Origin of the sequence: Methanobrevibacter ruminantium, from assembly GCF_016294135.1 — an archaeon.
Taxonomy (GTDB): Archaea; Methanobacteriota; Methanobacteria; order Methanobacteriales; family Methanobacteriaceae; genus Methanobrevibacter; species Methanobrevibacter ruminantium_A.
In genome coordinates this window covers 1-22,906 of sequence record NZ_JAEDCO010000022.1, presented here as the reverse complement: position 1 = coordinate 22,906, position 22,906 = coordinate 1, and the positions used below count along the sequence as shown (strand labels likewise).

Genomic DNA, 22,906 nt, shown 5'->3' with positions numbered 1-22,906 from the left:
TATTATTCAAATTTAAAGAACTTTTTTATATAAGTTAACATATAATAAACTATATGGCAATAGAAGATATTTTGATGGGAGATGAAACATTATTCCAAAACATAAATGCATTTAATCCTGATTATATGCCTGAAAACTTTAATTTTAGGGACAGCCAAATGGGAGGAATGGCTATGTGCATTAGACCAGCCATTCAAGGCGGTCGCCCTACCAATTCAGTGATTATGGGATCATGCGCTACAGGGAAAACAACAGCGCTTAAAAAGGTTTTTGAATTGGTTGAACACACCACTGATAAGGTGGTTTGCTGTTACATTAATTGTCAATTGCACACAACACGTTTTGGAATCTTTTCTCAAATTCATAAAAAATTATTTGGACATCAACCTCCAGAAACTGGAGTTCCTTTTTCAAGAGTGTATGAAAAAGTCATGAACAAGCTTTCTGCTGACAATAAAACATTGGTTGTTGCTTTCGATGATGTTAATTACTTATTCCAAACTCCACATGCAAATAAAATATTTTATGATATTTTAAGGGCTTATGAAGAATTTGAAGGAGTAAGAACAGGTATTTTTGCAATTCTTTCAGATTTGGAATTCAGATATGCTCTTGACAAGAATGTAAATACTGTATTCATTCCTCAAGACATTACATTCCAGCCATACACATATTCTGAAATATTCAGCATTCTTCAAGATAGGGCTAGAGCGGGATTCTATCCTGGAGTGATTTCAGATGAAATCATTGAAGAAATAGCTAATCACACAATTGAAGTGGGGGATTTAAGGGTTGGAATTGACCTTCTTAGAGTATGTGGTAATATTGCAGAGGCAAATGCAAGCAGATCCATTACTTTAGAGCATGTTGAAGAAGCAATATCCAAACAAGGTTCCATTAATTTGATGGAAACCATAAATTCCTTAAATGACATTGAAAGGACTTTGCTTAGAGCAGTTGTTGATAGTGATGAAATCTTAACTGCTGGGGACTTGTCTAAACAGTTTAAGGAAGAGGCAGGAGTTAGTTATGCTACATTCAACAGGACTCTTGAAAAACTTGAATTCTTAAGATTGGTGGACACTAAGTTCACTGGAAAAGGAGTTAGAGGAAATTCAAGAGAAATCATTTTAAGATTTGCTCCTGAGGATATTAAACGCTGCAATCTTTAGATTTAATATCCTACTTTTCAAACTTTTAAAAAAAGTTTGATCAAAACTGTTTCTTTTTTTATTTTTTTATTATTCTTAATTAAAATTCTATTTTTTATTATTTTCAAAATGAATATAAAATCATAAGTCTAAGATAGCTCTAAGCTTAAAGACACCATCATCTTCTTTTACACACATCTTATGAAAAGTGATAGCCTTAACTTCAGATTTTGGGCTATGAACATTCCAATCTATTTCTTCACCACAAGCAAAACAAGTCAATTTATAATTCTCTAGATTGGAAGATTTATCATCAGCTATTTTTTCAATATTCACTTTAAAATCAGAAAAGAACAGGAACTCTGTATCCTGAAGGAATAAGAGCTCTTCTAAATAATCATATAAAAGGGAAACCAAATCCTCTGAAACTATTTCAAATTCTCTAGATTCCTCTTTTTTTACCTTGCTTATATCTGTTATAACATTGAACATAGCGAGTCCTGCATTTTCGTATGCCTCATTTAGAGATTTCCCATAGGCATGAAATCCAATGTCTGCAGTGACATCAAAATAATCGTATCCATTTAATTTTGATTCATTATTATCCATAGCTATGCACCGATATTAGTTTTAACAATTTATTATTTAACTTTAATATTATATAAATTCCTTGAAAAAAAGGTTTAAAAATCTATTTTCATCTCATAATAAATACACTTGAAATCCAACCCCATATTAGTTTTCAAATGCTCTCTTTCTCTTTTTTTATATATGCTTTAGAACTTAGTAATATTACAGAGAGAAAATTTATAATAAAACTTAAATTAAAATGAGGTGAAAAAATGATAAAACATATTAACAATAATTGTGACTTAAGAAGAAAAACCAGTATTATGGATCCTATGAACTTCCACAACCTTAGAATTGATTTTAAAGATTGCATGGTAATATTTGTAGTTCTTACAGTATTACTTTTATCTATTCTAGCTGTTAGCGCAGCTCCAAGCCCAGAAATGATGAGCTGGGTATAATTAAACAAATGAAACCAAACCCATTGTTTATTAAAGGATGTAACCATATAGGATAAAAACTACTAAAGATTTATGAATATTATCGTGCAATTTCTTGAAAAAAACATCTCATAAATATTTAGATTTTATAAATTACATAGTTTACATCCTTTAATCAATGTGTTTTTAGAATTAAAATTTTTATTTTTATTTTATCATTTTTTAAACACTAAAAACTCAATAGCCATCATTTAATCCTTTACACCATACATCAATTTTTGCTCTTTTTAGATTCATTGAGATTATGAAATTTCTTAAACCATTTTTCAAATATTCCTTTTCTTGATTTTGTTAGTTTTAATTTCAACAATTAATTTTAAATGTATTATAAAACATAACTATAATATTATATTAAAAATTATATTGGAATTTAATTAGAAGTTATATTAAATATAATTGAAATTCATAATTTTTATACGAAAAATTTTTATACAAACTTATTATTTAAATTGTTATTTTAACTTATTCAGTGATATTTATGTCAGTTAAAGAAAATCTTGAAAAGGTAAGAGACAATGTATGGGAACTCCCAAGTAGCTATAAAAAGGAAATGAGAGTTCCTGGAAGATTGTATCTTGATGATGAATCCGTTAAGGATATTGAAGAGGGGGCTCTTGAGCAGGTGGCAAATGTAGCTTGCATGCCAGGTATTCAAGGTGTATCAATAGCTATGCCAGACATTCACTTTGGATATGGTTTCAGCATTGGTGGTGTAGGAGCTTTCAATTACAATAATGGTGTTGTAAGTCCTGGAGGAGTAGGTTTTGACATTAACTGTGGAGTTAGAATGCTTAGAACTAACTTAACAGAAGATGAAATCAAGCCTAAGCTTAAGGAACTTACTGAAGTATTATTTAAGAACATTCCATCAGGTGTAGGAAGTAAAGGTCAAATCAGACTTAAGGACAATGAGATCAATGAGGTTTTAGACTATGGTGCTTGGTGGGCTGTAGAACGTGGATTCGGTTGGGAAGACGACCTTAAGTTCTTGGAAGAAAACGGTAGAATGAAGGATGCTGAATCTGCTATTGTAAGTGATAAGGCTAAAAAGAGAGGAATTCCTCAATTAGGTTCATTAGGTTCTGGAAACCACTTCCTTGAAGTTCAAAAGATTGAAGAGATTTATGATGAAACTGTGGCAAAGGCATTTGGTCTTGAAGCAGGATCAATAGCCATTATGATTCACAGTGGTTCAAGAGGATGTGGACACCAAATCTGCAGTGACTATTTAAGACAAATGGATAAGGCTTATAGAAATTATAAAATAAATATTCCTGATAGGCAATTGGCATGTGCACCTATTGATTCCAAAGAGGCACAAGGTTACTTAAAGGCTATGGCTGCTGGTGCTAATTATGCATGGGCAAATCGTCAAATGATGTCCCATTGGGTTAGAGAATCATTTGAAGAAGTGTTTTCCCGCAGTGCTGATGATATGGGCATGAGCACCATTTACGATGTTGCACACAACATCGCTAAAAAGGAAGTTCATAAGGTAAAAGGTTCCCATATGGAAGTGCTTGTTCACAGAAAAGGGGCTACTCGCGCATTCGGTCCTGGAAGACGTGAAATTCCTAAGGAATACCGTTCTGTAGGTCAGCCTGTATTGATTCCAGGAACTATGGGTACAGCTTCTTACATATTGCATGGTACTGATGTTGCTATGGAAGAGACCTTCGGTTCAACTGCTCACGGTGCAGGAAGGGTCTTATCAAGAACTGCAGCTAAAGAACAATTCACTGCAGAAGGAATCAAGAAGGAATTAAACTCAAAAGGAATTCATGTAAAAGCAAATTCCGCTCCAGTTTTAGCTGAAGAGGCACCTGGTGCATACAAGAATGTTGATTCAGTTGTTAAAACATCTCACGATGCAGGAATTGCTAAATTAGTTGCAAAAGTTGTTCCTTTAGCAGTTACAAAAGGATAATAATTATCCTTTTCTTATTTTATTTTGAATTTTTAATTAATTTATTAATTTATAAAATAATTGTTTTATTAATTTATTAAGACAATTATTATTTTTTATTTTTATTGAGGTTATCATATGATTGGAATTATTGGTGGTAGTGGAGTAGAAGAAATAGGTGAATTGGCAGATTCTATAGAAAAAATAACTGTTGATACAGAATACGGTTCTGTTGAGGTTTCTCTTTTAAGCATTGAGGACAAGACAGTTGCTTTCTTGCCAAGACACTCTGCAGGTCACACTTGTCCTCCACATAAAATCAATTTTAAGGCAAACATCATGGCACTTAAGGAGATAGGTGTTACTCAAATCATGGCTACAAATGCTGTAGGTTCACTTGATTTGGATATTGGTCCCGGATCCATTGTTCTCCCAGATGACTTTTTGGATTTCACTGTAAATAGGGATAGAACTTTCTATGACAATGAGGTTATTCACATTGACATGACCGAACCTTTCTGCAATAGATTGAGAGGAACTATTTTAGCTAATTCCGGATGTGTTGATGGAAAGGTTGTTGATGGAGGAACCATTGTCTGTACAGAAGGGCCACGATTTGAAACTCCTGCTGAAATTAAGATGTTTGGCATACTTGGAGGATCAATTGTTGGCATGACTACATTACCTGAAGCAGTTCTTGCAAGGGAAAAGGAAATGTGTTATGTTCCTATAGCTGTTGTTTCCAATTATTCCACTTCTATTTCCCCTACTAAATTAGATACAAAAGAAGTCTTGGATATTATGGCTCAAAAGAAAGGGGAATTGATTAACTTATTGTTTGATACAATTAAGGACTTATCAAAAGAGTGTGATTGTGAGTGTCATCATGTTTTAGATGATGCACACATGTAATTAGACTTTTAATAATTTTTAATTTATTTTTTTTATTTTTCTATTTAATTTAATCTATTTTTTTATTTTTAGTCTATTTTCCACTATTTTTTCTATTTTATTTAATTTTTTTTAATAAATTCAAAACTTTTATATGCAACCAAGTTTATATATTTGTTACCATCAACCACTTAATCTAAAATTTTCAATGCATGTTAAAACAAGCGCGTTTTCATGTTTGGATTTAGTTATTATAGATTTAATGAAGGGGTATGAATCTATAATTGTGGTTGATTACACCAATAAATCATCATAATAGAATTTCATCATATTAAATCACTCCTATATTTCGTTTGTTCATAATATCAACTCATTGTTGTGCCTTTGTATTTTGTTTGCATTTTTTAGTTATGATGATTTGTTGGGACAACTTGGTTGGGATATTATTTAATAAGTTTCAAGGGGGCTTATTTTATAATGGGGTGGGTTGTTCTTATTTAACGTATTTTGTTGTCGAATGAATTTTCATCTATGAGGTGTTTTAATGAATGATTTTGGTTTAGTGCAATTGATTTGGATTAAGAGATTGGTAAGTGAAACAGCTAGAATAAATACTTTAATTGAATGCAACAGATTATCTAAAAAGGATTTAAACAGGTATAAATCCGTTATTTCAGCTATTGATGACTTTTGTGCATTTGTCATCAATTCTCAAAACTGGAGTGATGTCAAAAATATTTCAAGCATTGTTGATGAAGTTGAAATGGTCTTGTTCCAACATTTCTATGAACAGATAGGTGCTTTTGAAGATGAGGAAGTTCATTTGGACTTGTCTAGTGGTGATGAAGTCAATCTCAGATTTGAAAATCCATTCATTGAGAATCAAAGGTTTGGTGTAATTTATGAAAATGATTTGGAAAATGCGTTCAATGGATCTGTATTTGAAGGGGAGATTGTTGAAATTCCGAATGAGATTGAATTTGAAATCAATGATGAAAATCCAGTTTTAGAGATATTTGATATGAAACTTGGAGAGTCCCGTGAGATTTCAGTAGGGGATTTTATAAATATTCTCACTCAAAACCAAGAAGACCTCAGTTTCACTTTGGATCCAGAAGCATTTCCAGATGAAACGGATATCTTAAGTGAAGATGTGGAAGTTTCATTAGAGGAATTCCTTGCACACCTTATTGATTGCAGCTCTTCAAAAGGCATGGACTTCAGCATATTTGATTATGATGATGATTTTGATTAAATTATCATTTCTTCTTACTATTTTTTTATTTATTATAACTTGTTTTAATTATTTTAAATTTATTTAAATTCATTATTATAAATCATTATTATAAATCATTATTATAAATCATTATTTTAAATTCATTATAATAAATCCAATTCTAAATTCTACTTTTAGTTTTCATTCATATTTCACTAATGAAAATGTCTTCTATTTTCACATCAAACTTATGAGCTATTTTAAAGGCGAGCTCAAGTGATGGATTGTATTTGTCATTTTCAATAGCAACTATGGTTTGCCTGCTGACTCCCAATTCATTTGCCAATTCTTCTTGGGTAATATTTTCAATTGCTCTGTAAATTCTTAGATTATTTCTCATGCTTGCCCTCTTTTTTATAAATTGATTTAATTTTAAAATGTTATGTAAAATTATATTTACTTATTGTATAAATATATTTACTTTATGTTAAATATTATTTACTATTCGTATGTATTTATATAAGATTATGAATATATATTCAAAATGTAATTTAGTAATCAATAAAAAATGAAGGTCGTTGATAATATGGAAAAAGCTTTAACTTTAAAATATACTTGTAAAGATTGCGGATTCACTTGGATCACCTTAAACGGTGAACACTCAATCTGCCCTAAATGTCACAGTGAAAATATTGAATTCTTGGAAGAGGTAAAGGATTTGGATATTGATGCAATTCTCGCTCATAATAAAAGAAGAGGGGGATGTTGCGGTTCTGCAAGAGGAAAAGGTCCTTTAACTTGCGGTAAACCAATGCCTGATCATGCCAATCCTAATATCCCACATCATAGACATGATAAGAGAACTTGCTGTGGCTACAATGAATAATTGATTCATCATTGATTTAATCTTTATACCCTTAAAAATAAAAAAACGGATAATTGATATCCAGTAGTTAGAGTTTATTCTTTCCTTTTTAATACCTCGTATTCTCTATTGGATATTTATTATCCTTATCAATCATTTTTTCTTTCCTAATTTTTTATCAATTTTTCTAATTCTTCATAACATGCTAACTTTTCATTTTAATTAAATTTTCATTTTCTCTGTCTGTTATTTATTAAATTCCTTATTTTGTCTATTTCTAGTTTTTTAATTTAAATAATAAAATATTTATTATAAAGATAATATAAATTAAAATATGATATAATATTTAAGTTAATTATTCTTTAATATCTTTAATAATTAACTCATAAATTATTAGATTTTATTGGAATTATTGAATAATTTAAATTATTTCATTCGGAGGATTTTGATGAATAAAAGTGATTTGAAAAGAGACCATTATATGTTGAAAGGTCCCCTTGCTAAGCAAGGTTATGACTGGTGGTGGCATTCTTTAACAGCTTACAATAAGGAAACTGGTGAACCAAGACCATTCTTTATAGAATACTTTGTATGTAACCCCGATTTGGCTGAAGATGAACCTACATTAGGTCAAGACCCTAAAAACATTGAAGCAGGCAAAAGACCTTCTTACTGCATGTTAAAAGTTGGAGCATGGGGTAAAGAGCCTAAACAGATCCATAATTACTATTCCATGAAGGATTTCTCATGTCCTGATGACAAATTGGACATAAAGGTTGGAGAATACAGCTTGACTGAAACCCACATGACTGGATACTGTAAAGTAACTGAAGAGGAAGCACGTGAACATCCGGAATACATGTGTGATGCAGGAGAAATGAAATGGGACTTGGATATTGACAAGCAAATCGCTTTTAATGTGGGTTATGGTGCTAACAGTTTCTTTAGAAAATTAAATTCATTTGAAATGTTTTGGCATGCTGAAGGAATAAAGACCCAATACAGCGGTACCATTGAAATGGATGGTGTTGAATATGAAGTCATTCCTGAAAAATCCTTTGGATATGCGGATAAGAATTGGGGAGCAGACTTTACAAGCCCTTGGTTATGGATTTCCTCATGTAATCTAACAAGTTTAATAACTGGCAAAAAGCTCAATAATTCTGCTTTTGAAGCAGGCGGAGGAAAACCTAAGGCATTTGGAATTTCCCTTCCTCGTAAACTATTGATTGGATTATACTATGAAGGAAAAATGTATGAATACAACTTTGCAAGATTCTGGAACAATGTCCATCAAGAGTTTGGATTTAAAGAAGGCAAGGAAGAAAATGAATGGTTCATTAATGCAAGTAATTGGAACAGCAAAATTGAAATGAAATTATACTGTAAACGTGATGAAATGTTGCTTTTCAATTATGAAGCCCCTACAGGTAAAAAGCTTCACACCCGTCTTTGGAATGGTGGAAACGGTTACGGTGAAATCAAATTGATGAAAAATGACGGAACCTTAATTGACCATATCAAAATAGAAAATGCCGGTTGTGAATACGGAGAATATGATGATGATAGAACTCACAATATTATAGATGACAGATAAGTTATCTATAATATTATTTTTTTTATCATATCAATTCCTTAATTGATTTAATATTTATTATTTTTATAACTGTTATATTATTTTGTGTTTTATGATTAATTTTGTTTAAGAGAGATATTATGTTATTTAGCGATATAATTGCATTAGTCATTGTTTATCTTTATGTAGTTGTCATATTCCTATTGGCAGAAAAGGTTTTAAAGAGCAAGCCTGAAGTTTCTCGTAAGTTTGTTCATATCATGGTGGGTAATATGATATTTGCCATGCCGTTCTTCTCAGACCCTTCAATCTTGCTTTGGTTTATCACATTGCCCATAACAATTGCATTGTTCTTCTTGACTGAGTATTCACCAATAGCAATCCATAATAGCGTAACCGAATCTGGTCATGCATTAGGATTGTTCTTCTATGCAGGTATTTGGTCTGTATTGCTTTTGATATTCCCAATTTTATTAGATCCTAATTTGCTTTGGATTGTAGCATTAGCTATTGTTCCTTTGGTATACGGTGATGGATTTGCAGCTCTTGTCGGTGCAAAATGGGGAAGAATCAAATACCATATATTCGGTGGAGAAAAAACTCTTGCAGGTTCCCTTGCAATGCTTTCTGTAACTGCAGTTTTATCTGTATTTGTATGGGTTTTCTATACTGCAATGGGATACACCCTTCCAGAGCTTAATTTCTGGTACATCTTGATTATTTCTGCAATTGCAACTGTTGCTGAAGCTATCAGTTATGGTGGTATTGATAACCTTACTGTACCTTCTGTAACTGCAATCTTGTATTATTTGGTTGCAACTATATTATAAAACTGTTATCACTTATTGTGATAACCTTTCTTATTTTTTTAATCATTTCTTATATTATTTTTATAAATTTTTATACAAATTCTCTTTTTGTTTTTATCTATTCGAATGGTATCATCTTTCTTTTGATTTTTTATACTTAAATAACTTAAATTTATTTTTATTTTAAATTCTTTATTTCTATTTTAAATAAATATTTTAAAATATTTAGTAATGATATTAATTTTAATCATTTTTTTAATTTATTTAACTATTTTAAATTATTTTTTTCTATTTTAATAAATTTTAAATTAAAATAACTTTTTGTTAATAAAATCGAAACCTTTATATACTATGAAGTTCAAGTATTATTTAGTTACAAAAACTAACTAAAAGATTTACATTAATAATTGTTGATAAATTTTTAATAAATTCTTTTAATTCTTTATTTGGTTAATTAAATCAAGTCATTATGATTAAAACAATTGAATAAGCGAATTATTGGAATTTAATGAGAATTAATTCTTTTAATTATTTATTGATGATTAATTTGTATTTATTTGGTTATTTAAATAAATTGATGGTCTTTAAATCTTTAGTTTAATTTTAATGTATTTGTTGAAGTTTTTTAAATTTCATTTGTTTGTATTTGACCAATCCTTTATTTGGATTATTGATTAGATTCAAGCATTAAATAAATAATTTTAAAATTAATTCTAAACAATTGATATTTCTGTACCATCAATGATTATTAATTGTCTTTTATTATTTATTGTAACGAAAATTAGCTAAGCAAATCTTAGTTAAAGATCCAATTAGCTAATTATCATATTTATCTATTCATTACTATTCACAAAAAATAAAAGGAGTTGAAGATTATGGCTGATGTAGAACTTAAAATCAAAGTTGCAGAAACATTATCTCAAAAAGACGTTGGTAAAAATATAGCTAAACTAGATATGGAATCTATGTTTAAATTAGGTCTTAAGGATGGGGACTTAATCGAGATTATCGGATCTAAACATACTGCAGCAGTTGCAATTGCTTCTCAATCTGAGATGGAATCAATCATAAGGATAGACGGTACAACCCGTAAGAATTCAGGTGCTTCAATAGGTGAGGAAGTTACCATCAAAAGAGCAGAAGCAAAAGAAGCTAAAAAAATTGTTCTAGCTCCTATTGATGCAAGAATCAGGATTGGTGGAGATTTCAACAGAGCATTCAGAAACCAAGTAATGGTTCAAGGGGACTTGATTAATACTGGTATTAAAACTCCTCAAAGAAGATCTGTTGGCAGTGGATTCTTTGATGATATCTTTGATGACATCATGAATGTTCCAGGCATTGGTGCAATGAGCCAAATCAAGTTGGCAGTTGTAAGCACTAACCCTGGTGGTGTTGTAAAAGTCGGTCCAAACACTAAGGTGGAAATCAATGAGGAACCTGTAGACGTTTCCAAATTGGAAGGTGTATCCAATCTTGTAGATATCAGTTACGATGACATAGGCGGTTTAAAGGATGAGGTTAAAAAGGTTAGGGAAATGATTGAAATCCCTCTTAAGAAACCGGAATTATTTGATAAGTTAGGTATTGCTCCTCCAAAAGGAGTATTGATGCACGGTCCTCCAGGTACCGGTAAGACCTTGCTTGCAAAGGCAGTGGCAAATGAAAGTGATGCTCACTTCATTGTAATCAATGGTCCTGAAATCATGAGCAAATATGTTGGTGGATCTGAAGAAAACCTAAGGGAATTCTTTGAAGAAGCTGAAGAAAACGCTCCATCCATTATCTTTATTGATGAATTGGATGCTATTGCACCTAAACGTGAAGAAACTCAAGGGGAAGTGGAAAGAAGGACTGTTGCACAGCTATTGACTTTGATGGATGGACTTAATTCCAGAGGTCAAGTGGTTGTAATCGGTGCAACAAACAGGCCTGATTCCCTTGATGGTGCACTTAGAAGACCTGGTAGGTTTGATCGTGAAATTGAAATCGGTGTTCCTGATAAAGAGGAACGTAAAGAGATTATGGAAATTCACACAAGAGGAATGCCTCTTGCAGATGATGTTGACTTGGATGATTTAGCAGATACAACTCACGGATTTGTAGGTGCAGACCTTGAAGCATTGGCTAAGGAAGCAGCTATGAGAGTTGTAAGAAGAATCATTCCTGATTTAGGTGCTGACGATGAGATTCCTCCTGAAGTATTGGAAAAACTTGTAGTAACCAAGGATGACTTCAAGTCTGCACTTAGAGAGATCCAACCATCTGCACTTAGGGAAGTTCTTGTGCAAGTTCCAAATGTCACTTGGGATGATGTCGGTGGATTGGACGAAGCTAAACAGGAATTAAAAGAGGCTGTGGAATGGCCTTTAAAATACCCAGACAAATTCAAGGAATTTGGTGTAAGGCCACCTAAAGGTACCTTATTGTATGGTATTCCAGGTACTGGTAAGACCATGCTTGCAAAGGCAGTAGCAAACGAAAGTGAAGCTAACTTCATTGCAATCAAAGGACCTGAACTCTTGTCCAAATGGGTTGGTGAATCTGAGAAAGGTGTAAGGGAAGTCTTTAGAAAAGCAAGACAAACCGCTCCTACTGTAATCTTCTTTGATGAGATTGATTCAATTGCAAGTTCAAGAGGTGCAGAAGCTGGTGATTCTGGAGTAACCAAACGTGTCGTAAATCAATTATTGACTGAAATTGATGGTCTTGAAGAGTTGGAGGATGTTGCAATCATTGCAGCAACCAATAGGCCTGACATTATCGATCCAGGTCTAATGAGGCCAGGAAGATTTGACAGACACATTAAGGTTGATGCTCCAAATGAAGATGCAAGACTTGCAATATTCAAGGTACACACCAAAGACATGCCTCTTGCAAAAGATGTCAAGCTTAAGAAATTGGCTAAAAACACCGAAGGATATGTTGGGGCAGACATTGAAGCTGTATGCCGTGAAGCTGCAATGCTCGCTTTAAGAGAAAACATTGAAGCAAGCGAGGTCTCAGCTAAATTCTTCGATGAAGCTATGGATAAGGTGAAGCCAAAAACAGTAAGTGATGAAGAAGAATTGATCCAATATTACTAAGGATCAATTCCTTTATCACTTTTTTCCTCCTTAATTAATCATATTTAATCGCTAAAATCAAATAAATCACACATAAAAACACAAAATCAAAACACAAAACATAAACCACACTCTAAAATATATTTAAACTAAATATCATAAAACACTAAACACCTATAATATATGCAATGGATTAAAGAATAGATTCTCATACCTTTTATCTAATCTTTAATCCATTTCCGCTGTTTTTCTTTTCTATTTTTTATTTTTTTTAATTTTTCAATATTATTTCTTATTTTCCTATTATTTTCCCATTATTTTTCTATTGATTTTCATTAAACTTTTTATTTTCAAAAACCTATTTATTTAATGAGGAATAAATTAAATATAAAGTTTATGGAGTTTAACAATTGTTAATTAATTAAGGGATTATTATGGATAAACATGTAATTGAAGCCTTAGGAAGAGCTAAAATAACTGTTCAAGATGGAAAAGTTGTTGATGTAGGAGAACCTATGATTGAGTACTGCCCCCTATTTCATAAGCATAGGGGAATTGAAAAGTTAACTCCTGAGGAAATAGAAAATAACATCCAATTTAGAATAGAGGACTTTGGAATGTGCACTAAAGATAGGGTATTAAGATTAAAGGATTTCTTATCCTTCGGAATCTCTGAAATATTGTCTACTTTGCTTGCTGATGACATAATAGATTGTGCCATAATGGTCTGTGAAGGTTGCGGAACAGTCCTCATTACAGAAAGTGAGCTTGCTCAAGGGGTAGGTGGAAGAGTTTCAGGGCTTGTTGAGACTAGTCCAATTCCAGAGCTTATTGAAGAGTTTTCACCAAACCATATTGTTGATGGGGAAACTGCAATTATTGATCAGGTCGAAGGATTCAAGTTAGCTATTGAAAATGGATATAAGAACATTGCAGTTACAATAGCATTTCCAGATGATGGAATAATTCTTAGAGAATTGGAAAAGGAATATGATGATGTGAATCTTTATCTCTTTGCAGTACACACTACAGGACTTTCAAGGGAAGAATCAGAACTTATATTTGATGTAAGTGATGTGGTGACTGCATGTGCCAATAAGCACTTAAGGGATATTGCGGAAGAGGAAGACATATTCTCTGTAGGAAGTTCTATCCCTATTTTTGGGGCAAGTGAAAAAGGAGAAGAATTCATTAAATTAAGATTAGATAAGATTGGAGGTCCTAAAAAGAAAACAGGAAACTCTAAGCATCCTTATCCTTTGATTTAAGAATTATTCTTAAGTTATAATCACTTTTTTCTTTTTTTATTTATTTTAATTTCATTTTATTTTTCTTAAAATTTTTATCTTTTATTAAATTAATTTAATTCAATATTTTAATTATTTTCATCAATTCAATAATTAATTTTAAATGTATTGTAAAACAGAAATATAATATTATATATTTATTAATTTTATTCATGGAGATTTAAATGTCAAAAGATGTAGTTTTAATATTATCTGGAGGATTGGACTCTTCCACTTTATTGTATAAATTATTGAATGAAGGGAATAAGGTAACTGCACTCAGTTTCAATTATGGTCAAAAGGCAGCTATTGAAATTGAAAGAGCAGCAGAAATCTGTAAGATGAATGATGTTCCTCATTTCGTATTTGATATACAGAATATTGTGGATTTGCTTTCAAGCAGCTTGACTGATAAGGATAATGATAATGTCTCTGAACCAGCAAACACTGTTGTTCCAAGCAGAAATACAATATTGCTTGAACTTGCAACTGCATTTGCAATAAGCAACAATAAGGAAGAGGTCTATTATGGTGCAATCAAGGCAGATGTCGGTGATTATCCAGATACCACTCCAGAGTTTTTAGAGAAGATCAATGAGTTAAATAAAGTCAATAACTATGAATACATTCCTGTTTGCGCTCCATTTATTGATACAGACAAGAAAGATGTAGTAAAGCTTGCTTTGAAGCTAGGGGTGCCAATAGAAAAGACTTGGAGCTGTTATGTAAACAATGATGGAACTCCCTGTGGTGAATGCTTCAGTTGCAAATCAAGAATAAACGCTATTGAAGAAGCTAAAAAAGAATTAGGAATGGATTAATAGGATTATTAAATCAAACTGATTAGAAATTTTTATTAGTTATGGAGGTTATATTTATGTTAACATTAGTATCCGAACATAGAGTTTATGGTTGTCATAAATTAAAGAATCAGGGTGGAAAATGTACTCAATGGCATGGACACCAATATAAGGTCATCTTAACTTTAAAGGCACCATATAAGGACTTGGATTATAGAAATATGATTATGGACACCTATGACATTGAAGCGATTTTCAATGAATTCATTGGTGTTGACCATTTGAACTTGAATGAATTTATGGATTCCGAAGATCCTACAATGGAAGAAATGAGTAAATTCTTCTATGACGGATTAAAACCTAAAATCGAATGTTTAGTAAGTGTTGGAGTTTATGAAACTCCTGAGACTGGTGTAACTTACGAACCTATGGAATAATTGAGTAGATATTATTTTAAGTTTATTGCTAGTTAAATTGTTGAGTTTTTTAAAGTAGGTGATTGAAATTAAGGTTAGTGAAATATTCACATCATTTCAAGGTGAAGGGCCTTACATAGGGACTCCTGCAACCTTTTTAAGATTATATGGTTGCAATTTGAACTGTGAATGGTGTGATACTGACATTTCAACATACGAAATGCTGTCTGTTGATGATGTTGCAGAGATTCTGATGACTCAAATGGAGTTCAATAATATAAACTTATTAGTCATAACCGGCGGAGAGCCTACTTTACAGATGGAAGAGATAAAGCGTTTGATTAAGGAGCTTCCTGAAGACATTAAAATCCAGTTTGAGACAAACGGTTCCATTTTCGAATATCTTCCTGAAATAGAATATGTAATCAGCCCAAAGGAAGATAAGGAAAAGGTCTTCGAGAATTATCATAAGTATGATAATGTTTTCTTTAAGTTTGTAATCACTTCAAAAGAGGATATAGATGAAGTGATTGCAATAAAAAACAAGTACGGTTACGATAAGACAATATGGCTTCAAGGTGAATTCAGCAAAGATGCACTTATGGCTGATTTGATTAGGGAAAATTTCCCTCGTTTAGAAAATATCAAATTATCTGTTCAAACTCATAAATATTTGAGTCAAAGATAAATATTCTCCTTAACTTTGTTGATGTGTTGCCGAATGAATTGATAATATACTTATATAAGTTAAATCAAATATATTATTACGAAAAATATTTTTTAAATCAAAATTGTATTTTTAAAATTAAGTGTGGAATTATGTATAAAAGAATTTTATTACCAACTGATGGATCTGAACACTCTTTACGTGAAGTTGAAAGAGCTAAACATGTATTGGCAGAAGAGGGGGAAATTATAATTCTCTCTGTTGCTATTAAAATAAGAAAAACAGCGTTCCATAGGGAAAAAGATGTAATGGAAATGAATAGGGAAGCTGTAAAGGAAGCTGAAGATAATGTAAAAGCTATGGCAGATTGCTTTGATGACAGTTTTAATGTAAGAACCATGGTAAAAGTAGGTTTTCCATCTGAACAAATAAATGTAGTTGCTGAAGATGAGGATTGTGACTTGATTATCATTGCATCTTCAGGTGTAAGCGGCATTCATAAGTTTGTTCTTGGTAGTGTTGCTGAGAACGTACTTAAAGAATGTGAAAAAGATGTTTTATTAATTCATAATTAATTAATAAATCATTCTTTCTTTTCTTTTTTTTTTAAAGATATGCCCTTTTAAAATTAGTTTTAATAGGGTAAGATTTTTTTTTTTTAAATTGTCTTATTTTTCTTTATCATTATAAAATGATCCTCGTATGGTGTTGGATGGGATAGCATTATTTTTTAATAAGGTTCAAAGCTTTATTGGAGATCTCTTTTAATTGTTTCTCCATTCTTTCTTTTTCTTCTGAATCATAGTCTTCAAAAGTGATTATGTCGAATTCTCCGAATATTTCTATACATCTTTCAAAGGTTTCTTCTCCTTTTTCAGTTAAATGTAAGTTACGGCGAGCATTATTGTCTTCATCAATTGTTTTATAAACCAATTCCTTTTCTTCTAATTTTTTAAATGTTTTTGTGATGTTTGATTCAGAAACGATTAAACTATGTGCAATTTCCCTTTGGCTAATTCCATCATTATAATAAATTTTTGACAAAAACATTGCTTCAGCAGGATTGATTTTCAAGTCTGCACTTCTTTCTTTAAAAAACTCTCCAAATCCTTTTGTTATATTATACCATGAATTTAGATAACTGTTTTCTTGATTGAATACTGAATTTTTACGCATAATATCCCCTTAAGTTTACTGTGTTAATTAATAACTCCCTTTTACTATATAAATGTATTGATAAAATTTGAATAATGTATAATTTTAATGATAATTTTATATTTTAATGTATAATTTTATCCATTTTTATTATTTTTTTAACACTGATTTTTAAATATTAATTATTTTTTTGTTAATTTTTTAAATTAATTTTTTTAATTATTTCCATATTTTTTCTTTTGATTTGTTCATTTATCCATAAAATTTTAGATTTTTTTATTAAACTTAATTGAGTTTAGTATTCTAAATCATTCATTAAAATAGGTTTTTCTTGGATTTAAAGCAGAATTAACCATGTTAAGTCATAATGGCGAATTATATTTTATTTGATACATATAATTATAATTAAGTATTTCTTATGATTAATTGAGGCATGTGTATGGATAGAGACAAGATCATAGTGAAAACCAGTGTCATTGGGATGCTGGTGAATTTAATCCTTGTTGCATTTAAGGCAACCATTGGAATCATGGTAAACAGTATTGCAATCACATTGGATGCAGTGAACAATTTGACAGATGCTTTATCTTCAATAATTACAATTATTGGGACAAAACTGGCAGGGAAAGCTCCAGATAAAAAGTATCCTTACGGTTACGGTAGAATTGAGTATTTCTCATCTGTAATCATTTCAATTATTGTACTGCTTGCAGGAATAACTGCTTTGGAAGAGTCTGTTCCAAAGATTTTTAACCCTGTCTTGGCAGATTATACCTTTGTTTCAATCTTTATAATTGCTGTTGCTGTAGTTGTAAAGTTCCTTTTGGGAAGATATGTTAAAGGAAAGGGAAAGGAAATAAATTCCCAATCATTGGTTGCATCTGGAAGTGATGCACTCTTTGATGCAATTCTCTCCTTGTCTACAGTTGTTGCAGCTATTATCAGTTTGATCTGGAACATCAGTTTGGAAGGTATTTTAGGAACTATCATAGCTTTTGTCATTATTAAGGCAGCTATTGAAATGCTCTCTGAAACATTAAGCAGCATGATTGGTACTCGTGTTGACAGTGGGATAACCGATAAGCTTAAGGATAGAATTAGTGAATTTGATGAAGTAGTGGGTGTTTATGACTTGACTTTACACAATTACGGACCAACACAATTGATGGGATCTGTTCATGTTGAGCTTAGGGATGACTTGACTGCAAAGGAGATTCATAAGTTAACCAGACGTATTCTATATGCTGTTTATGAAGAGTTTGGAATTATACTTACAGTTGGAATCTATGCGTCAAATACAGATAATGAAGAAACTAGAAAAATCAAGGAAAGCCTTAATGAAATAGTTGCAAAATATCATGAAATATTGCAAATGCATGGGTTCTATGTGGGATGTTGATTTGAATTTGATCACTTTCGATTTAATCATTGATTTTGATGCAAATCGTGCTGATGTAAAAGAGAAAGTTTTGAAAGAAATCCAAGATAAATATCCGAATTATCAATTTGATGTAATCTTAGATGCAGATTATAGTGACTAATGTCGCTATAATTATATTCTTTTAAATATTTATTTTATTCGTAATCAACAGAACAATATGTTTCCAGATTATTTTATAAAAATAGTTTAGTAATTATGTTGATAAAAGAGTTATAAAAAGAGTTTTTTTTTTTTTTTATTTGAATAATAAATTATGGAGGGGCTTTAATAGCCCATCCATTATTATTCATAATTTGTTTTTCAATTATATTGCAGTCCCTCCACCGTCAACACAGATTAATTGACCGGTACAGGAGCTGGATGCGTCAGATGCTAAGTAAATTGCGAGACCGTCTAATTCACCAGGTTCACCTAATCTTCCAGCTGGACAGTATGCTTTAATGAGGTCCATGAATCCAGGCAAGTCAATGGAATCTTCGGTTAATTCGGTTTTGAATACTGCAGGGCAAATTGCGTTTACGGTAATGTCGTATTGTGCCCATTCTACAGCTAAGTCTTTGGTTAAGTTCATTACTCCACCTTTTGCAGATGAGTAAGCACTAATTCCTCCACCAGGGAAGATAACTCTACTGTGGATAGAACCGATGTTAATGATTTTACCATAGTTTTGTTTGATCATTATTTCTCCGACAGCTTTGCACATGTAGTATACACTGCTTAAGTTGATACTGATAATGCTGTCCCAGTTTTCTTTAGCTTGGTCAACTACCATTAAGTTGTTTCCGATACCTGCTGCGTTAACTAAGATGTCGATTCTTCCGTAAGTGTCCATTACTTTTTGTACAGATTCTACAATGTTGTTTACGTCACCTACATCAGTTACTGCATACATTACTTCGCAACCATATTCCTCTTCTAAGATTTTTTTTGTTTTCTTCTAATCTTTCAGCTCTTCTTGCGAATAATGCCATTTTACAGCCTTGGCTTGCGAAAGCTTGAGCGATTTGCCAACCTAATCCTGAGGAAGCATCAGTTACAAGTGCAACTTTGTCTTTAATGTCGAAATAGTTTTTCATTTTTATTCTCCTAAAAAGTTTTTCAACCAATTTGTCGAATCTAATTTTATTATTTAGTTTTTCAACTTTTGTTGGTTATATAATTATTTAATATTTCAATTATTTAAATATTGTTTATTCAATTTTTTTAGATTTAACTTGGTAAATTATATTATTTTGTTTAGTTTTGATATTATTTTGTTCATTTTTATTTTTGATATTTGTCCAGTTATGATTTTTCATGTTCTTAAATTAGATTTGTAAAATTTTTCTTAATTTTTTTATTATTTTATTTAGTTCAACATTACAACAATATTTTATTTTTTTATTATTTCTTTATATTTTTCATTAAAAATTATTTCATGATAACAAATTAATTAAATAATAAATTACATAATTTAATATGTTATGGATTATGTAATAGATTAATGTTATAGATATAATACTATGATGATTATTACAATTATATTTCAAAATTAAAATGATTTAAATTATTAAAGGTGCTTTAATGACACAGATGACTGAAGCTAAGAAAGGAAACATTACTCCTGAAATGAAAGCGGTTGCAGAATTTGAAAGGATAGATGTAGAAAAGATATTAAAGGGAGTAGCTAATGGAACTATTGTAATCCCAAAGAATATTGGAAGAGAAACTAAAGCTTGCGGTATTGGAAAGGGATTAACCACTAAAATCAATGCTAATATTGGTTCATCAAGCAAAATCGAGGATATTGGTCTTGAAATGAAAAAGGCAAAACTTGCAGTTGATTTTGGTGCAGATGCGATTATGGACTTAAGTACAGGCCCTAAATTATTGGAGTTTAGGGAAAAGATAATGAGTTCTGTAGATGTGCCTATTGGAACTGTTCCGATTTATGAAGCAGGAGTTATTACATTAAATAAAGGCAATGAAATCATCGAAATGGATGAGGATGACATATGGGAATCAATCATTCATCAGGCAAAAGATGGTGTTGACTTCATGACCCTTCACTGTGGCATAAATCAGGATTTAGTTCAAAAGCTGCAGGAAGCTAAAAGGATGATGGGTATTGTAAGCAGAGGAGGAACTTTCCTTGCTTCATGGATTTTGCATAATGGAGAGGAAAACCCATTATATGCCAATTACGATTACCTTCTTGAGATTGCTTTGGAATATGACATCACCCTTTCATTAGGTGATGGGCTTCGTCCAGGTTGCTTATCTGATGCAACAGACACTTCACAGATTCAGGAATTGGTTACCTTGGGAACCCTTGTAAAAAGAGCTCAGGAAGCTGGAGTTCAAACCATGGTTGAAGGTCCAGGTCATGTTCCATTAAATCAAATCAGGTCCAATATGGAAATTCAAAAGACATTATGTCATGGGGCTCCGTTTTATGTTTTAGGGCCTATTGTTACAGATTTGGCACCTGGTTATGATCATATCACTTCCGCTATTGGAGGAGCTATTGCCGCTTCAAGCGGAGCTGATTTCCTATGCTATGTAACCCCTGCAGAACATTTATCATTGCCTTCCCTCGAAGATGTTAAGGAAGGAGTTATTGCAAGCAAGATTGCTGCCCAAGCAGCAGATGTTGCATTAGGTTTGGAAACTGCATGGGAGAAGGAAGTGGAAATGGCAACTGCAAGGAAAAACTTTGACTGGGAAGCTCAATTCAATCTTGCTTTTGACAATGTCAAGCCAAGGCATTATAGAAACAAATGTGAACTTGATGATGATGAAATGTGCGCTATGTGTGGAGAGTACTGTGCAGTTAAAATAGCTAAAGGAGATTTTTAGATTAATTTTATAATTAATGATTTTATCACAAATTTTAAAATAAATTAAATCAAATTGTCACTGATTCTTGGGATGTGAAAAGATGAAATATCAGGAACTTGTTAATGTTTACGAGGCATTAGGAGCCACTACAAAAAGATTGGAAAAAACAGATATTTTAGCGGATTTTCTAATAAAAGTTGAAGAAGAGGATTTGGAGAAAATCACATTAATGGCTTTAGGTAGCGTTTTCCCTTCTTGGAGTGAAGAGGAACAGGGAATAGGTGATAAGCTTGTTATGAAAGCTGTTGGAGATGCTGTAGGAGTTTCTGTAGATGCGGTTGAAGATGCCATCCGTGATGAAGGAGACATTGGAGCAGCTGCAGAAAAGCTATATGCCAAAAAGGCTCAAATGACATTTTTCTCACAGCCATTAACTGTCAAATTTGTTTATAACCAATTAAGAAAATTGGCAACAATATCTGGAAGCAGATCCACTGCCCGTAAAATTTCCAATATTCTTGAACTTTTATCTTCCGCTTCTGGAAAGGAAGCAAAATACATTTGCAGAACCATTTTGGAAGAGCTTAGAATTGGTGTAGGTGAAGGAATCATTCGTGATGCGATATCCCAAGCATTTGGTGTTGACAAGGCTGTTGCTGAAAGGGCGCATATGTTGACAAATGACTTAGGTCTTGTTGCAAAAGTGGCAAAGATTGAAGGTGAAGAGGGTCTTAAGAAATTGACATTGATTCCGGGAAGGCCGGTAAAGCCAATGCTTGCACAATTGTCTGAAGGAATAGGCATAAGCGTTGAAGAGATGGGATGTGCACTTTGTGAAACTAAATATGATGGATTTCGTACTCAATTCCATAAGAAAGGGGATGAAATCACATTATTCACTCGCCGTTTGGAAAATGTCACACATGCTTTCCCAGATGCAGTGGATTTCATCAAAAGAGGATTCCCCGATGAGGACTTTATTGTGGAAGGTGAAATTGTAGGTTTTAGGGATGACAAGCCTCTTCCATTCCAAACAGTATTGCAAAGGGTAAGAAGGAAATATGATATTCATGATGCAATGAAAAATGTTCCTATAAAGATATTTTTATATGATTTGCTTTACTTTAAGGAACCTGTAGTTGATGAGCCTATCATTAGGCGTAGGGAAATCTTGGAAAATGCTGTGGATTGCTCAATTGATGAATTGAACCTCAGTGATATTGTGAAAGTAGGTCCTGAAAACATTGATGATGCTATAGAACTGTTCAATAAATCCATAGCTGGTGGACATGAGGGGATCATGATTAAAAACTGCGCTGAACCGTATATTCCTGGAATTCGTGGAAAGAAAATGCTAAAGTTCAAGGCAGAACCTGAAACATTGGATACAGTTATTGTTGGAGGGACAAAGGGAATAGGCAAAAGGGGAGAGTTTATAGGGTCTTATGAGATTGCGCTTCGCGACGAATATGGCGATTTGCAAACCATCACCAAGATAGGAAGCGGGCTTTCAGATGATGATTTGGCAAATCTAACAAGACAAATGAAAGAAATTATAATCTCAGAGAAAGGAACTCAGATTACTGTTCAGCCAAAAATAGTTTTAGAAATAAAATACAGTGAGATTGTAAAAAGTCCGGAATATCCTGCAGGATACTCTTTACGTTTCCCTATTGTAAAAAGCATAAGAACAGATAAGGGCGTAGAGGACATTGATACAATTGAAAGATTGGAATCAATGTATAATGGCCAATAATCTTAATTTTTTATTT

23 protein-coding genes are annotated in these 22,906 nt (G+C 32.0%); 18 read left to right on the top strand and 5 right to left on the bottom strand.

Annotated features, from left to right (window positions below):
- Positions 1-53 precede the first annotated feature (53 nt).
- Positions 54-1,172 carry an ORC1-type DNA replication protein gene (locus tag VW161_RS06180; RefSeq protein ID WP_442919864.1) on the top strand — a complete coding sequence of 373 codons (1,119 nt, stop codon included), beginning with the start codon at positions 54-56 and terminating at the stop codon, positions 1,170-1,172.
- A 120-nt stretch (positions 1,173-1,292) separates the two neighbouring features.
- Here VW161_RS06180 and VW161_RS06175 read toward each other — a convergent pair whose 3' ends face one another.
- Positions 1,293-1,760 carry an archease gene (locus VW161_RS06175; RefSeq protein ID WP_304085788.1) on the bottom strand — a complete coding sequence of 156 codons (468 nt, stop codon included), beginning with the start codon at positions 1,758-1,760 and terminating at the stop codon, positions 1,293-1,295.
- Between the two features lie 233 nt (positions 1,761-1,993).
- Here VW161_RS06175 and VW161_RS06170 point away from each other — a divergent pair, with 233 nt between their 5' ends.
- The 4 genes from VW161_RS06170 (at position 1,994) to VW161_RS06155 (ending at position 6,273) form a co-directional block, all read left to right on the top strand.
- Positions 1,994-2,182, top strand: coding sequence for a hypothetical protein (locus VW161_RS06170; protein ID WP_304085790.1), 189 nt, complete (start codon positions 1,994-1,996; stop codon positions 2,180-2,182).
- Between the two features lie 517 nt (positions 2,183-2,699).
- On the top strand, positions 2,700-4,148 hold the full coding sequence (locus VW161_RS06165; RefSeq protein WP_304093464.1) for an RtcB family protein: 1,449 nt from the start codon (positions 2,700-2,702) through the stop codon (positions 4,146-4,148).
- Positions 4,149-4,265: 117 nt separating this feature from the next.
- The gene (locus tag VW161_RS06160; protein ID WP_304093462.1) at positions 4,266-5,039 is read left to right on the top strand and encodes an MTAP family purine nucleoside phosphorylase; all 774 of its coding nucleotides are present in this window, start codon (positions 4,266-4,268) and stop codon (positions 5,037-5,039) included.
- Positions 5,040-5,562: 523 nt separating this feature from the next.
- Positions 5,563-6,273, top strand: a complete 711-nt coding sequence (locus VW161_RS06155) for a hypothetical protein (protein WP_304085796.1) — start codon at positions 5,563-5,565, stop codon at positions 6,271-6,273.
- 166 nt (positions 6,274-6,439) lie between these two features.
- Here VW161_RS06155 and VW161_RS06150 read toward each other — a convergent pair whose 3' ends face one another.
- On the bottom strand, positions 6,440-6,634 hold the full coding sequence (locus VW161_RS06150; protein WP_298535512.1) for a helix-turn-helix transcriptional regulator: 195 nt from the start codon (positions 6,632-6,634) through the stop codon (positions 6,440-6,442).
- Between the two features lie 186 nt (positions 6,635-6,820).
- Here VW161_RS06150 and VW161_RS06145 point away from each other — a divergent pair, with 186 nt between their 5' ends.
- From VW161_RS06145 to VW161_RS06105, 9 genes are all read left to right on the top strand, one after another.
- Positions 6,821-7,120 (top strand): DNA-binding protein, encoded by a 300-nt coding sequence (locus tag VW161_RS06145; RefSeq protein WP_304085799.1) that lies wholly within the window; start codon positions 6,821-6,823, stop codon positions 7,118-7,120.
- A 427-nt stretch (positions 7,121-7,547) separates the two neighbouring features.
- Complete coding sequence (locus VW161_RS06140) at positions 7,548-8,696, top strand: tocopherol cyclase family protein (RefSeq protein WP_304093460.1); 1,149 nt, start codon at positions 7,548-7,550, stop codon at positions 8,694-8,696.
- A gap of 119 nt (positions 8,697-8,815) precedes the next feature.
- Complete coding sequence (locus VW161_RS06135) at positions 8,816-9,505, top strand: diacylglycerol/polyprenol kinase family protein (protein WP_304102882.1); 690 nt, start codon at positions 8,816-8,818, stop codon at positions 9,503-9,505.
- 854 nt (positions 9,506-10,359) lie between these two features.
- Positions 10,360-12,570 carry a CDC48 family AAA ATPase gene (locus tag VW161_RS06130; protein ID WP_304085805.1) on the top strand — a complete coding sequence of 737 codons (2,211 nt, stop codon included), beginning with the start codon at positions 10,360-10,362 and terminating at the stop codon, positions 12,568-12,570.
- Between the two features lie 413 nt (positions 12,571-12,983).
- Positions 12,984-13,817, top strand: a complete 834-nt coding sequence (locus VW161_RS06125; RefSeq protein ID WP_304102885.1) for a methanogenesis marker 8 protein — start codon at positions 12,984-12,986, stop codon at positions 13,815-13,817.
- Positions 13,818-14,020: 203 nt separating this feature from the next.
- Positions 14,021-14,656: a 7-cyano-7-deazaguanine synthase QueC gene (queC, locus tag VW161_RS06120; RefSeq protein WP_304093454.1), complete on the top strand. Its 636-nt coding sequence runs from the start codon at positions 14,021-14,023 to the stop codon at positions 14,654-14,656.
- Between the two features lie 56 nt (positions 14,657-14,712).
- Complete coding sequence (locus tag VW161_RS06115) at positions 14,713-15,072, top strand: 6-pyruvoyl trahydropterin synthase family protein (protein WP_304085812.1); 360 nt, start codon at positions 14,713-14,715, stop codon at positions 15,070-15,072.
- Positions 15,073-15,130: 58 nt separating this feature from the next.
- Positions 15,131-15,739 carry a 7-carboxy-7-deazaguanine synthase QueE gene (locus VW161_RS06110; RefSeq protein ID WP_304085814.1) on the top strand — a complete coding sequence of 203 codons (609 nt, stop codon included), beginning with the start codon at positions 15,131-15,133 and terminating at the stop codon, positions 15,737-15,739.
- A gap of 131 nt (positions 15,740-15,870) precedes the next feature.
- Positions 15,871-16,293: a universal stress protein gene (locus VW161_RS06105; RefSeq protein WP_304085816.1), complete on the top strand. Its 423-nt coding sequence runs from the start codon at positions 15,871-15,873 to the stop codon at positions 16,291-16,293.
- Positions 16,294-16,441: 148 nt separating this feature from the next.
- Here VW161_RS06105 and VW161_RS06100 read toward each other — a convergent pair whose 3' ends face one another.
- Positions 16,442-16,894, bottom strand: a complete 453-nt coding sequence (locus VW161_RS06100) for a MarR family winged helix-turn-helix transcriptional regulator (protein WP_304085819.1) — start codon at positions 16,892-16,894, stop codon at positions 16,442-16,444.
- A gap of 418 nt (positions 16,895-17,312) precedes the next feature.
- Here VW161_RS06100 and VW161_RS06095 point away from each other — a divergent pair, with 418 nt between their 5' ends.
- Positions 17,313-18,272 carry a cation diffusion facilitator family transporter gene (locus VW161_RS06095; RefSeq protein WP_304094079.1) on the top strand — a complete coding sequence of 320 codons (960 nt, stop codon included), beginning with the start codon at positions 17,313-17,315 and terminating at the stop codon, positions 18,270-18,272.
- Complete coding sequence (locus VW161_RS06090; RefSeq protein ID WP_304102888.1) at positions 18,259-18,414, top strand: hypothetical protein; 156 nt, start codon at positions 18,259-18,261, stop codon at positions 18,412-18,414. The genes VW161_RS06095 and VW161_RS06090 overlap by 14 nt, the downstream gene beginning before the upstream one ends.
- A 204-nt stretch (positions 18,415-18,618) precedes the next feature.
- On the opposite strand, the gene VW161_RS06085 is transcribed toward VW161_RS06090, so the two are convergent.
- Complete coding sequence (locus VW161_RS06085) at positions 18,619-19,206, bottom strand: SDR family oxidoreductase (protein ID WP_304094074.1); 588 nt, start codon at positions 19,204-19,206, stop codon at positions 18,619-18,621.
- The gene (locus tag VW161_RS06080) at positions 19,190-19,390 is read right to left on the bottom strand and encodes an SDR family NAD(P)-dependent oxidoreductase (RefSeq protein WP_304085827.1); all 201 of its coding nucleotides are present in this window, start codon (positions 19,388-19,390) and stop codon (positions 19,190-19,192) included. The genes VW161_RS06085 and VW161_RS06080 overlap by 17 nt, the downstream gene beginning before the upstream one ends.
- 487 nt (positions 19,391-19,877) lie before the next feature.
- Here VW161_RS06080 and thiC point away from each other — a divergent pair, with 487 nt between their 5' ends.
- Together thiC and VW161_RS06070 are read left to right on the top strand one after the other, a co-directional pair.
- Positions 19,878-21,152 carry a phosphomethylpyrimidine synthase gene (gene thiC / locus VW161_RS06075; protein ID WP_304102891.1) on the top strand — a complete coding sequence of 425 codons (1,275 nt, stop codon included), beginning with the start codon at positions 19,878-19,880 and terminating at the stop codon, positions 21,150-21,152.
- A gap of 82 nt (positions 21,153-21,234) precedes the next feature.
- Entirely contained in the window at positions 21,235-22,890 is a 1,656-nt protein-coding gene (locus VW161_RS06070; protein ID WP_304102893.1) for an ATP-dependent DNA ligase, read from the top strand.
- Positions 22,891-22,906: the final 16 nt, after the last annotated feature.

Bases quoted from the DNA above. Each gene is read 5' to 3' on its own strand.
- VW161_RS06150 (WP_298535512.1), bottom strand. From the start codon at position 6,634: ATGAGAAATAATCTAAGAATTTACAGAGCAATTGAAAATATTACCCAA.
- VW161_RS06130 (WP_304085805.1), top strand. From the start codon at position 10,360: ATGGCTGATGTAGAACTTAAAATCAAAGTTGCAGAAACATTATCTCAA.
- VW161_RS06155 (WP_304085796.1), top strand. From the start codon at position 5,563: ATGAATGATTTTGGTTTAGTGCAATTGATTTGGATTAAGAGATTGGTA.
- VW161_RS06165 (WP_304093464.1), top strand. From the start codon at position 2,700: ATGTCAGTTAAAGAAAATCTTGAAAAGGTAAGAGACAATGTATGGGAA.
- VW161_RS06140 (WP_304093460.1), top strand. From the start codon at position 7,548: ATGAATAAAAGTGATTTGAAAAGAGACCATTATATGTTGAAAGGTCCC.
- VW161_RS06070 (WP_304102893.1), top strand. From the start codon at position 21,235: ATGAAATATCAGGAACTTGTTAATGTTTACGAGGCATTAGGAGCCACT.
- VW161_RS06160 (WP_304093462.1), top strand. From the start codon at position 4,266: ATGATTGGAATTATTGGTGGTAGTGGAGTAGAAGAAATAGGTGAATTG.
- VW161_RS06085 (WP_304094074.1), bottom strand. From the start codon at position 19,206: ATGTATGCAGTAACTGATGTAGGTGACGTAAACAACATTGTAGAATCT.
- VW161_RS06125 (WP_304102885.1), top strand. From the start codon at position 12,984: ATGGATAAACATGTAATTGAAGCCTTAGGAAGAGCTAAAATAACTGTT.
- VW161_RS06080 (WP_304085827.1), bottom strand. From the start codon at position 19,390: ATGAAAAACTATTTCGACATTAAAGACAAAGTTGCACTTGTAACTGAT.
- VW161_RS06115 (WP_304085812.1), top strand. From the start codon at position 14,713: ATGTTAACATTAGTATCCGAACATAGAGTTTATGGTTGTCATAAATTA.
- VW161_RS06135 (WP_304102882.1), top strand. From the start codon at position 8,816: ATGTTATTTAGCGATATAATTGCATTAGTCATTGTTTATCTTTATGTA.
- thiC (WP_304102891.1), top strand. From the start codon at position 19,878: ATGACACAGATGACTGAAGCTAAGAAAGGAAACATTACTCCTGAAATG.
- VW161_RS06090 (WP_304102888.1), top strand. From the start codon at position 18,259: ATGTGGGATGTTGATTTGAATTTGATCACTTTCGATTTAATCATTGAT.
- VW161_RS06180 (WP_442919864.1), top strand. From the start codon at position 54: ATGGCAATAGAAGATATTTTGATGGGAGATGAAACATTATTCCAAAAC.
- VW161_RS06100 (WP_304085819.1), bottom strand. From the start codon at position 16,894: ATGCGTAAAAATTCAGTATTCAATCAAGAAAACAGTTATCTAAATTCA.
- VW161_RS06145 (WP_304085799.1), top strand. From the start codon at position 6,821: ATGGAAAAAGCTTTAACTTTAAAATATACTTGTAAAGATTGCGGATTC.
- VW161_RS06170 (WP_304085790.1), top strand. From the start codon at position 1,994: ATGATAAAACATATTAACAATAATTGTGACTTAAGAAGAAAAACCAGT.
- queC (WP_304093454.1), top strand. From the start codon at position 14,021: ATGTCAAAAGATGTAGTTTTAATATTATCTGGAGGATTGGACTCTTCC.
- VW161_RS06105 (WP_304085816.1), top strand. From the start codon at position 15,871: ATGTATAAAAGAATTTTATTACCAACTGATGGATCTGAACACTCTTTA.
- VW161_RS06095 (WP_304094079.1), top strand. From the start codon at position 17,313: ATGGATAGAGACAAGATCATAGTGAAAACCAGTGTCATTGGGATGCTG.
- VW161_RS06175 (WP_304085788.1), bottom strand. From the start codon at position 1,760: ATGGATAATAATGAATCAAAATTAAATGGATACGATTATTTTGATGTC.